This window comes from Actinomadura chibensis NBRC 106107 (assembly GCF_001552135.1).
Taxonomy (GTDB): domain Bacteria; phylum Actinomycetota; class Actinomycetes; order Streptosporangiales; family Streptosporangiaceae; genus Spirillospora; species Spirillospora chibensis.
Genome location: NZ_BCQP01000058.1, coordinates 71634 through 82679 on the forward strand (window position 1 = coordinate 71634; position 11046 = coordinate 82679).

General features: G+C 71.0%; 9 protein-coding genes. 1 reads left to right on the forward strand and 8 read right to left on the reverse strand.

What is annotated here, in order from left to right; all coding sequences use genetic code 11:
* Positions 1 to 8: 8 nt before the first annotated feature.
* From pstA to mshD, 4 genes are all read right to left on the reverse strand, one after another.
* Positions 9 to 914: a phosphate ABC transporter permease PstA gene (pstA, locus tag ACH01S_RS31670; protein WP_067900096.1), complete on the reverse strand. Its 906-nt coding sequence runs from the start codon at positions 912 to 914 to the stop codon at positions 9 to 11.
* Entirely contained in the window at positions 911 to 1903 is a 993-nt protein-coding gene (gene pstC, locus ACH01S_RS31675; RefSeq protein WP_067900100.1) for a phosphate ABC transporter permease subunit PstC, read from the reverse strand. Before pstC ends, pstA begins: the two co-directional genes overlap by 4 nt.
* Positions 1904 to 1995: 92 nt before the next feature.
* Complete coding sequence (gene pstS / locus ACH01S_RS31680; protein WP_067900103.1) at positions 1996 to 3099, reverse strand: phosphate ABC transporter substrate-binding protein PstS; 1104 nt, start codon at positions 3097 to 3099, stop codon at positions 1996 to 1998.
* Positions 3100 to 3358: 259 nt separating this feature from the next.
* The gene (mshD, locus tag ACH01S_RS31685; protein ID WP_067900133.1) at positions 3359 to 4231 is read right to left on the reverse strand and encodes a mycothiol synthase; all 873 of its coding nucleotides are present in this window, start codon (positions 4229 to 4231) and stop codon (positions 3359 to 3361) included.
* 109 nt (positions 4232 to 4340) lie between these two features.
* Here mshD and ACH01S_RS31690 point away from each other — a divergent pair, with 109 nt between their 5' ends.
* On the forward strand, positions 4341 to 6059 hold the full coding sequence (locus tag ACH01S_RS31690; RefSeq protein ID WP_067900106.1) for a bifunctional metallophosphatase/5'-nucleotidase: 1719 nt from the start codon (positions 4341 to 4343) through the stop codon (positions 6057 to 6059).
* A gap of 218 nt (positions 6060 to 6277) precedes the next feature.
* Here the strand turns inward: ACH01S_RS31690 and ACH01S_RS31695 are convergent, their stop codons facing one another.
* The 4 genes from ACH01S_RS31695 to ACH01S_RS46580 all read right to left on the reverse strand — a co-directional run.
* The gene (locus tag ACH01S_RS31695; protein WP_083981366.1) at positions 6278 to 7435 is read right to left on the reverse strand and encodes an inorganic phosphate transporter; all 1158 of its coding nucleotides are present in this window, start codon (positions 7433 to 7435) and stop codon (positions 6278 to 6280) included.
* Positions 7432 to 8049, reverse strand: coding sequence for a DUF47 domain-containing protein (locus tag ACH01S_RS31700; RefSeq protein WP_067900109.1), 618 nt, complete (start codon positions 8047 to 8049; stop codon positions 7432 to 7434). The genes ACH01S_RS31695 and ACH01S_RS31700 overlap by 4 nt, the downstream gene beginning before the upstream one ends.
* Before the next feature lie 339 nt (positions 8050 to 8388).
* Complete coding sequence (locus ACH01S_RS31705; RefSeq protein WP_306303268.1) at positions 8389 to 8580, reverse strand: hypothetical protein; 192 nt, start codon at positions 8578 to 8580, stop codon at positions 8389 to 8391.
* Positions 8581 to 8794: 214 nt separating this feature from the next.
* The coding region (locus ACH01S_RS46580; RefSeq protein WP_218010464.1) for an AAA family ATPase at positions 8795 to 11046 on the reverse strand (2252 nt) is incomplete at its 5' end.

The window sequence follows — 11046 nt, forward strand, 5'->3', positions numbered from 1 at the left end:
TCCGGATGTCAGCGGCCCGCGGGCCTGCGCCGTCCCGCCACGAAACGGGCGATGAGGTTGAGCAGCATGATGATCAGAATCAGCACGAGCGCACCCGTCCAGGCGCGGTCGATCGAGTTCTGGTTCGGGTCCTTCGCCTGCTCCCAGATGAAGGTGGGCAGCGAGCCCTGCGGCCCGCTGAAGGCGTTCTCGTTGATCGCCTTGGTGAAGAAGATCGTGAGCAGCAGCGGGGCCGTCTCGCCCATCACCCGCGCCACCGCCAGCATGATCCCGGTGATCATGCCGGTGAGCGCGGTGGGCAGGACCACGAACAGGATCGTCCGCCAGCGCGGCACGCCGAGCGCGTAGGCCGCCTCGCGCAGTTCGGACGGGACGAGCTTCAGCATCTCCTCGCTGGCCCGCACGACGGTGGGGATCATCAGGATGGTCAGGGCGAGCGCACCGGCGAAGCCGGAGAAGTCGAACCCGAACGTCAGCAGCCACAGCGCGAGCACGAACAGGCCCGCGACGATGGACGGGATGCCGGTCATCACGTCCACGGTGAAGCTGATCACCTTGCCGAGCCGCCCGTTGCCGGCGTACTCCACCAGGTAGATCGCGGTGAGCACGGCGATCGGGACGGCGATCAGGCTCGTGATCAGGACCTGTTCGAGCGTCCCGATGATGGCGTGGTAGGCGCCGCCGCCCGCGTCGCTGCCGCTGACGGCGTTCATCGAGTACTGGAAGAACGTCAGGTCGAACCGCTTCGCGCCGTTCACCACGACGGTCCACAGGACCGACAGCAGCGGGATGAGCGCCAGCGCGAACGCCAGGTAGACGAGGGCCTGGACGGTCCGGTCCTTGATCCGCCGCCCGGCGGAGATCGAGGAGAGCGAGGCCCCCGGACGGTCCTTGCGGGTGGAGACCGTGGTCACGCGAACTCCTTCCGGCGCGCGACGACCGCGCGGGCGGCCATGTTGACGACGAGGGTGATGACGAAGAGGACGAGACCGGAGGCGATCAGCGCGCCGCGGCCGGTCGTGGACGCCTCGTCGAAGCTGTTGGCGATGTTCGCCGCGAACGTGCTGCCGCCGTTCTCCAGGATGTGCCAGTTGATCCCGGGCACGAAGGTCAGCACCATCGCCACGGCGATCGTCTCGCCCATCGCGCGGCCGAGGCCGAGCATCGAGGCGCCGATCATGCCGGACCGCCCGTACGGCAGCACCGACATCCGGATCATCTCCCAGCGGGTCGCGCCGAGCGCCAGCGACGCCTCGATGTGCGACTGCGGGACCTGGAGGAACACCTCCCGCGAGATGGAGGAGATGATCGGCAGGATCATGATCGCCAGCACCACCGCGGCGGTGAAGATCGAGTTCTTGCCCGGGCTGTCCCCGCCGAACAGCGGGATCCAGCCGAGCGTGCCGTTGAGGAAGTCGCTGATGCCCTCCATGTGCTTGGACAGGAAGGCGAGGCCCCACAGCCCGTACACGATGCTCGGGACGGCGGCGAGCAGGTCGACGACGTAGCCGAGCCCGGACGCCAGCCGGCGCGGCGAGTAGAAGGAGATGAACAGCGCGATCCCGATCGCCACCGGGGTCGCGATCAGCATCGCCAGCAGGGAGGACATCACCGTCCCGAACGCGAGCTGGGCGATCCCGAACCGCGGCGGCGCCGCGTTCGGGTTCCACTCCTCGCTGGTCAGGAAGTTCGCCTGGTTGTCCTGGAGGGCGGGGATGGCCTTCCAGACGAGGAAGGCGCCGATCGCGGCGACGATCGCGAGCACCGTGATGCCCGAGCCGCGGGCCGCCCCCGCGAAGATCCGGTCGCCGGCCCGTCCGGTGCTCATCCGGGCGCCGGTGGCGCGGTGCCGCGCGCCGACCCGCGCCTCCGCGCCCGACTCGACGCCGGTCTCGCTGGTCATGGGGGGTCCTCCTTCGGTCACGTCGCCCGAACCCGCGCCTGCCCCGCCGCCGGGGTCTCCGGCGGCGGGGCTGCGGGTGTCGTCGTCAGATGTCAGGACAGCGCCTTGACCGAGGTCTGGACCTTGGTCAGCACGCTCTGCGGAAGCGGCGCGTACCCCTGGCTGGTGAGGATCTTCTGGCCGTCCGCGCTGGAGGTGTAGGTGAGGAAGGACTTCACGAACTTCGCCTGCTCGGCGGGCAGCCCCTTCTCACACGCGATCTCGTACGTCACGAGGACGATCGGGTACGCGCCCGGCTCCTTCGTGGAGTAGTCGATCTTCAGCGCGACGTCGTTGCCGGTGCCGGTGACCTGCGCGCCCGCGATGGCCTTGGACGCGCTGTCGGGCGACAGCTCGGCGTACTCGCCGGCGCCGTTCTTCACGTGCGCGTTCTGCAGGCCGTTGTTCTTCGCGAACGACATCTCCACGTAGGAGATCGCGCCGTCGGTGCTCTTCACCTGGCTGCTCACGCCGTCCGACTTGGGGGCGCCCTCACCGGTGGAGTTCGGCCACTTCTTGGCCTTCTCCCACGTCCAGATCTTCGGCGCGGTGGTGTGCAGGTAGTTCGTGAAGTTGTCCGTGGTGCCGGACTCGTCCGAGCGGTAGATCGGCTTGATGTCCGAGGACGGCAGCTTCGCGCCCTCGTTCTCCTTCGCGATGGCCGGATCGTTCCACTTCTTGATCTTGCCCGAGAAGATGCCGGCGAGTGTCTCGGACGACACCTTCAGACCGTCCGTGCCCTTCAGGTTGTACACGACGGCGATGGGGCCGACGACCATCGGCAGGTTCAGCGCGTTGCTCCCCTGGCAGCGCTTCTGCGCGGCGGCCGCCTCCTCGGGCTTCAGCGACGAGTCGGAGCCGGCGAACGCCACCTGGCCGCTCGTGAACGCCTGGATGCCCGCGCCCGAGCCGTTCGGGTTGTAGTTGAGGTTGGCGCCCGCGCACTTGCTCGCGTAGAGCTTCGTCCATTCCTCGACGGCGTTCTTCTGGGCGCTCGACCCGGCCGCGTTGACGCTGGCCTTCGCGCAGTCGATGTCGCCCTTGGGCGCGCTGCTCGAACTGGCCGTCGTGTTGTTGTCGCTCCCGCATGCGGTGAGGGCCAGCGCCCCCGCGACGACCACGCCGCCGAGGGCGGCGAGTCGGGAACCGTTCTTCACCGGAGGGTCTCCTTGGTTTCGTTGGGCGAAGCCCCTGGCCGGTCCTGGTCCGCTCCGCCAGGCGCCGGGGTCGCCGTCGAGAGCGACGCTAGGCAGGCGAGGTGACCAGCCGCCCTGATCCCGGTGAACGACAGATGAACGGGGCAGAGCCTGGTTGCGAAGAATGTCCCGATTTGCAGTGGCCGCGGGGTTAACACCGCAGCTCACGAAGCCAAAAAACCTACCCGGAATGAGTCAAGGAGGTTTAGAACGGTCCGGTTCAGGCGGTGGCTTCCGTGGCGTACATGACGTCCACGGCGTGCCTGGTGAAGCCCAGTTTTTCGTACAGGCGGACGGCCGCGGCGTTGGACTCGTCGACGTACAGCATGATCTGCTCGACGCCCGCGTCGCGGAGGTGGCGCAGACCCGTCAGGGTGAGGGCGCGGCCGAGGCCGAGGCCCTGCGCGTCCGGGTCGACGCCGACGACGTAGACCTCGCCCAGGCCGCCGGGGTGGACCTTCGTCCAGTGGAAGCCGACGAGGCGGCCGCCGCGCTCGGCGAGGAAGAACCCGGCCGGGTCGAACCAGTCCTCGGCCTCGCGGTCGCGGACGTCCTCGATCGTCCAGGCGCCCTGCTCGGGGTGGTCGGCGAAGGCGCGGGCGTTCACGTCCAGCCACGCCCGCTCGTCCCGGCCCGGCTCGAACGCGCGGACCGCGACGCCCTCGGCGAGGTCCGGCTCCGGCAGCGGACCGGACGCCGGACGCCGCATCTGGAACAGCGCGCGGTCGCGGGACATCCCCTCGGCCTTCGCGAGCGCGGCGGCGGACGGCAGGTCGCCGTGCGCCCAGACGCGGAGCGGGCCGTCCGCCCGCTCCCGCAGCGCGCGCAGCAGCGCCCGCCCGTGCCCGCGCCGCCGGTGCTCCGGATGGACGACCAGCTCCCCCGCCGCGGGCTCCCCCTCGGCCGCCGGGTCGAGATGCGCGTACGCGACGACGGCGGGGCCGTCGGCGACGACCGTCCCGGCGCGGCCGCCGCGCAGGGCGAGGAGCGCGTGCTCGGACAGCGGGCCCACCCCGTCGGCGGCCTCCGCCGCCTCGACCAGGGCCAGCACGTCGCCGACCTCCCCGTCACCCACCGCGCGCACCTCGCTCATGATCGCCACCCTATGCGCCCGCGCGGGCGCGTCGCCCCTGATCAAGTCGTCATGAAAACGTCATCGCGCCGCCGGGAAGCGTATGCCGGACGCACTTACCGTCCGCAGCATGACTCGACGACGCACCATCCTGGCCTGCGCCACGGCGGCGCTGACGGTCGCGGGCCTCACCGCGCAGCCCGCCGCCGCACGCCCGGCCCCCACGGCGTCCGGTTACTTCTGGGGGGACGACCCCCCAGGCCCCCCGGCGGCGTCAGTTCGCCTTCTCGCCCTGAACGATTTCCACGGCAACCTGGAGCCGCCGACCGGAAGCTCGGGACGGGCCGTGGACGAGAACGGCAACACCGTCGACGCGGGCGGCGCCGCCTACGTCGCGGCCCACATCAAGCGGCTCCAGAACCGCGACACGCTCACCGTCGCGCAGGGCGACCTGATCGGCGCCTCGCCGCTGATCTCGGCCGCCTACCACGACGAGCCGTCGGTGAAGTTCCTCGGCGACATCGGCGTCACCGCCTCGGCGGTCGGCAACCACGAGTTCGACGAGGGCTACAGGGAGCTGCTGCGCATCCAGAACGGCGGCTGCCACCCCGTCGACGGCTGCACGCCGGACGGGACGTGGCGCGGCGCGAAGTACGACTACCTCGCCGCGAACGTGCTGAAGAGGGACCGGCCGATCCTGAAGCCGTGGACGATCCGCCGCGTCAACGGCGTCCGCGTCGGCTTCATCGGCGTCGTCACGAAGACCACGCCGAGCATCGTCACGGCGGAGGGCATCAAGGGCCTGACGTTCGACGACGAGGTCGCCGCCGCGAACCGCTCCGCGCGCGAGCTGAAGCGGCGCGGCGTCCGCGCGATCGTGCTGCTCGTCCACGAGGGCGACCAGGTGAAGTCCGGGTCGCGGCCGGACGAGTGCGGGATCGTCCCCGGCGCCGGGTCGCGCATCGCGAAGGACGCCGACCCGGAGATCGACGTCGTCCTGTCCGGGCACACGCACCAGCAGTACATCTGCTCCGTGCCCGACCCGAAGGGGCGGCCCCGGCTGTTCTCGTCCGGCTCGTCCTTCGGCCGGGTGATCACCGAGGTGAACCTGAAGGTGGACCGGCGCACCGGGGACGTCGTCCGGTCGTCCCTCCAGGGCGACAACCACGTCGTCACGCGGGACGTCCCGCCGGACCCGGCGACGCAGGCGTTCGTGAAGACCTGGCAGGACCGCGTCGCGGCGATCGCGAACAAGCCCATCGGCAGGATCACCGCCGACCTGACCCGCGCGCCGTCCCCCGCCGGGGAGACCGCGCTCGGCGACGTCATCGCCGACGCGCAGCTGGCCGGGACGAAGGACCTAGGCGGCCAGATCGCACTCATGAACCCGGGCGGCGTCCGCACCGACCTGACGTTCAAGGCGAGCGGTTCGGAGGGCGACGGCGTCGTCACCTACGGCGAGGCGTTCGCCGTCCAGCCGTTCAGCAACGTGATGGGCGTGACATCCCTGACCGGCGCACAACTCGACGCCCTCCTCGAACAGCAGTGGACGTCCGCAGGCGAGAAGATCCTCCAGCCCTCCGCGAACCTGCACTTCACGATCGACCGCACGAAGCCGGTAGGCGACCGCGTCTCCGCGATCACCGTGGACGGAACGCCGGTCACCCCGGCCGCCGTCTACAAGGTAGCGGCGAACAACTTCCTACTCGGCGGCGGCGACGGCTTCTCAGTCTTCACCGAAGGCAAAGACCAGGTCCTAGGCCAGATAGACCTGGACACCCTAGTCGCCTACTTCCAAGCCCAGGGCACCATCACACCCCCACCACTGACCCGCATCACCACCCAATAGCCCAAAGCTCTTGTTGGAAGAAACCTGAGCCGGGCCCACGGTTCGTGCGGCCGGAGGGCGGCCACGCCCGGAGGCCGCACGAACCGCGGAGCGAGGGGCCGTTTCCCGAAAGCGAACGCGACTCGGGAAACGGCCCCTCGCGACCAACGGGGGTTCCAGGGGGTCGCCCCCCTGGGAAAACACAGCCCCCCTGGGGAAACACAGCCCCCCTGGGAAAATCACGCCCCGAAGAAATGGACGACGAAGTAGACGACCGCCGCGACGGCGGCGGCCATCGGCATGGTGAGGACCCAGGCCGTGATGATGTTCCCGGCGACGCCCCAGCGGACGGCGGACAGCCGCTTGGTCGCGCCCGCGCCCATGATGGCCGAGGTGATGGTGTGGGTCGTGGAGATTGGAGCGTGCCATACGAAGGCGGTGGCGTACAGGACGACGGAGGCCGTCGCTTCCGCGGCGAAGCCCTTCGGCGGATCGACCTCGATGACCTTGCGGCCGAGCGTCCGCATGATGCGCCAGCCGCCCGCGTAGGTGCCCGCCGACAGCGCGCCCGCGCACGAGACGATCACCCACCACGGGACGGTCTCGCCGTTGGAGTGCCCGGTCGTGACCAGGGCGAGGACGATGATCCCCATCGTCTTCTGCGCGTCCTGGAGGCCGTGCCCGAGGGCGAGCGACGCGGCCGACAGCGTCTGCGCGATGCGGAACCGCCGTCCGACCCGGCTCGGCTGCGCGTGCCGGAACGTCCACAGGATGGCCACCATCACGAGGTAGGCCAGCACGAACCCGACGACCGGGGACAGCACCATCGGGATCGCGACCTTGTCGAGGACGCTGCTCCAGTTCACCGACGACGCCGACGCGAGCCCCGCGCCGACGACCCCGCCGATCAGCGCGTGCGAGGACGACGACGGCAGCCCGAAGTACCACGTGATCAGGTTCCAGGTGATCGCGCCGAGCACCCCGGCGGCGACCACGGTGAGGCCGTGCAGCCCGTCCGGCGGGCTGATCACCTCGCTGACGGTCTTCGCCACGCCGACGCCGAGCAGGGCGCCGATCATGTTCATCGCGGCGGCCATGCCGAGCGCGACCCGGGGCGTCAGCGCCCGCGTCGACACCGCCGTCGCGATCGCGTTCGCGGCGTCGTGGAACCCGTTCGTGTAGTCGAAGACCAGCGCCACGACGACGACCAGGACGAGGACCGCCGCCTGCGCGTCCGCCCGGAGGCCGAGCGCGCCGGCCACCATGACCAGCGCGATCCCGGCGAGGAGCAGCAGCCACGCGCGGCCGGACACACGGCGCGTGGCCTGCTCGCCAAGGGAGGCCGGATCGTCCTCCGGCGCCGGCTCCCGGACGATCGTCGAGCCGACGTCGCTCATGATTCCTTGACCGCTATGGTCTCGACCGTGTTGGCGACGTGCTCGAAGGCGTCCGCCGCCTCCTCCAACCGGTCGATGACCTGCTTCAGCTTCAGGACGGTGAGCGTGTCGTACTCGCCGCTGAACAGGTGCGCCAGCAGCTTGCGGTACACCTGGTCGCCCTGGTTCTCCAGGCGGTTGATCTCGATCCAGTACTCGTTGAGCTCCTTCATGGAGCGGAGCCTCGGCATCGCCTCGGCGGTCAGCTCCGCCGCGCGCTCCAGCACCTCGACCATGTTGACGATGCCCTTGGGGAACTCATCGATCTTGTAGAGGACGACGAGGTCGGCGGCTTCCTCCATCTCGTCCATCACGTCGTCGATCGTGGAGGCCAGCCGGTAGATGTCCTCGCGGTCGAACGGGGTGATGAACGTTTCGTTGAGCCGGCGCATGATGGCGTGGGTGCATTCGTCGCCGGCGTGCTCGCAGGCGCGCATCTTCTCCGCGATCGCCACCCGGTCGGCGCCGTCGCTGATGAGCTCCACGAGCAGCCTGGCGCCGGTGACCAGGTTGTTCGCCGAGTCGGCGAACATGTCGTAGAAGCTGTCCTCACGCGGCGTGAGACGCAAGCGCACGTCGTTCTCCTGATGTGCCGGAACAGTCCGCAGAGGATCGTAGGCGCAACCGGCCGTAAAAAGAACCTTTGCCCCAGCTTCGGCTGGTGTCCTCCATCCTCTCATCTTCAAGATTGCCCGAGATCACCGGGAACATACCTCCCGCGCGGGCCCCTATCTGCGGGGATGCGCGCCGCTGCGGGCCTTCCGGAGGGCCCGCGTCCGGTCCCGGCCGCGGGCCGCCGGACGGCGTCCGAAGTGAGATTGCTTACAGTAACGGCACGGTGCTGTTGGTCACCCTCCGTGCATAAAAGAACCGGGGACGCCGTGATCGCGTCCCCGGTTACTGCGAGCTTCGGCTCAGTCGATCTGCGTCAGCTCGCGACGACCGGCTTCGTCGGACCGTACCCCGAGCACCATGTCGATTTCCGCGACGGTCAGCGGCCGCTCCGCCGCCGCCACCGCGCTGAGCATCTCGGCATAGAGTTCGATCTCGTCCAGCGCAACACGGTCGTGGACGCGCAGATCAAGGTTCTGGCGCACCGCGTCCACCTCCGTTCGTCTCCCCCATACCCAAGGTCGAGGCTACGCTTCCGCCCCTCGGGGGCACATGACCCAAGAGGGCCATTCAAGGGCCACTCAAGGTGGGTCGTCATGTGGCCCACCCTGGCCCCGATGGTCGTAGCCTTCCCCGAAGACGACGGTCTGATGCCTATGTCCCGTTCGTCCCAGGACGCCGGGACTGGACCGGTGCCGCGGGCGGCCGTCAGCCGCCCGGACGGAAGTCGCCGAGCAGCTGCTCAAGCGCGGTCTCGGGCAGGTCGCGGGCGGTGAGCCGGGCGACGGTCGCCGCGTTCACGTCCGCGCCCGCGAGCCGCGCCGCCTGCCGCGCCACCGTCTGCTCGAACAGGGCGCGGACCGTCCGCGCGTAGGCGAACCTCGGGTCCTCGCGGAGCCGCTCGAAGCGGCTCAGCAGCTCGACGCGGAGCTCCTCGTCCAGCATGTAGAGGTCGCGCTCGGCGTAGCTCTGGAAGAGGCGCACCATGTCGCGGTCGCCCATCCCGGTGAATTCGAGGACGCGGGCGACCTCGGCCTGGAAGCGTGGGTTGCCCGCGAGGAACCCCTCCATCTCCGCCGCCGGGCTCGTGCAGATCACGAGGAACCTGGAGCGGCCCGCGTTCATGCGGCCGAGGAGTTCGGTCACGACGTCCGGGCTGCGGTCGAGCCGGTACGCCTCCTGGATCAGCAGGACCCCGCCGAGCGCCTGCTCGACCATGCTCGCCACCCGGTGCTCGGTGTCGGCCCGGTCGCGTCCGGCCAGGTGGACGGGACGGCACGCGACCACGTGCCCCGACTCCAGCAGCCCGAGCGCCGCGTAGATCCCGCCGACGAGCCCCGCGACCGTCGTCTTCCCGGTGCCGGGCGGGCCCACGAACACCAGGTGGCGGGCGCCGTCGCTCGCCACCCCGTAGCGCGCCCGGTCGGCGGCGAGCCCCGCCTCCTCGACCAGCTCGCGGACGGCGGCCTTCACCTCGTCCAGGCCGGTGAGCTGGTCGAGCCGCCGCAGGTAGCCGTCGATGTCGCCGGGCGGGCGCAGCGCGGGCTCGATGCCCTCGGCCACGCCGGTGAGGTCGTCGGGGGTGAGCACGAGCCGGTCGTGGGACGCCCCGGCGCGCTCCATGTTCCGCTGGGCGGCCTGGTCCAGGTACGCCTCGACGAGCCGCGCGTTGACCAGGTCGCCGGGGCCGCGCAGCCGGTTCAGGTCCTCGCGGGCGACCTCCAGCGCGGCGGCGCCGATCGTGACGCGGCGCTCCTCGGCGAGCAGGTGCAGCAGCGTCATCCGGTTGTCGAGGTCGCCGAAGTCGGGCAGCCGGTGCACCCGGAACGCCTGGACGAGCTTCGGATGCTCGCGCAGCAGCCGCTTGTAGGCGTGCGGCTCGCAGGTCGCGATCACCGGCGTCGTGTTCACCGGGTCGCGGCGGGCCCGGCGCACCGCGCCGACGACCGCCCCCGGGTCGGGGGCGGAGGCGACCGCGACGTCCAGCCGCTCGAAAAGGATCACCGGGCCCGGCTGGGCGAGGATCCGGCCGATCTTGTCGGCGGGGGCGTCCCGGACGTCCTCGGCGTCGTGCGCGCGGATCGAACCGTCCCCAAGGCCCGCGTTCGCCAGCGTCAGCGCGATCATCCTGGACAGCCTGCGCTGCCCCGAGTGCGGCGCGCCGACCAGCAGGACGCCCGGCACGGCGGGCTTCATGGAGCTGGGCGCGCCGTCCACCCGCGTCTCCTCGGGGCTCTCGCCGACCGGCGCGTCCCACTCCTGGACCTGCTGCTTCAGCCCGGCGAGCAGGTCGCTCGCGTCGTGGTCGCCGTAGACGAAGCCGAACCCGAACCGCTCCAGCACGCGCCGCTCGCTGCGGTCGCGCGGCGGCGGGATCTCGTCGACGGGACGGTCCGGGGACGGGGTGTCGTCCAGGAAGTCGAAGTCGCCGACCATCGTCTTGGACATGACCTTCGTCCCCGGCCCGGCCGCCGGGACGGGCGGCGCCGGGGGCGCGGCCGGGTCGTCCTCCAGGTCGCCGGGGCCGAGGACGCGCGTACCGGGCGGGCTCGCCGGGGCGGGCGGGACCTCCGGGTTCGTCGGGTGCGCGCCGTCGTCCATGCGGGTGGAGTACGGGTCGAACGCGGTCTGCGCGGGCGACTGCCGCGCCTGCCGCGGCGCCGGGACGGGGCTCTGCTGTTGAGGCGGCGGCTGCTGCTGCCGCGGTGGTGCCTGCCGCGGCGGTGCCTGCTGGGGTGGGACGGCGCCCGCGGGCTGGTAGCCGAGCTGCGTGTACGGCGGCGCGAAGGGCTCGTCCTGCTTCTCCGCCTCCGGCGGGGAGAAGCCGCCGGGCGGCTGCTCGGACGCGGCGGCCGGAGGCGGCGCGGGCGGCCCCGGCGGCGCGGGCGGCCCGCCGTGCATCGCCCCGGGATTCCGCACCGGCGGCGGAGGCGGGCTCTGCATCGGAGCGGGACTCTGCA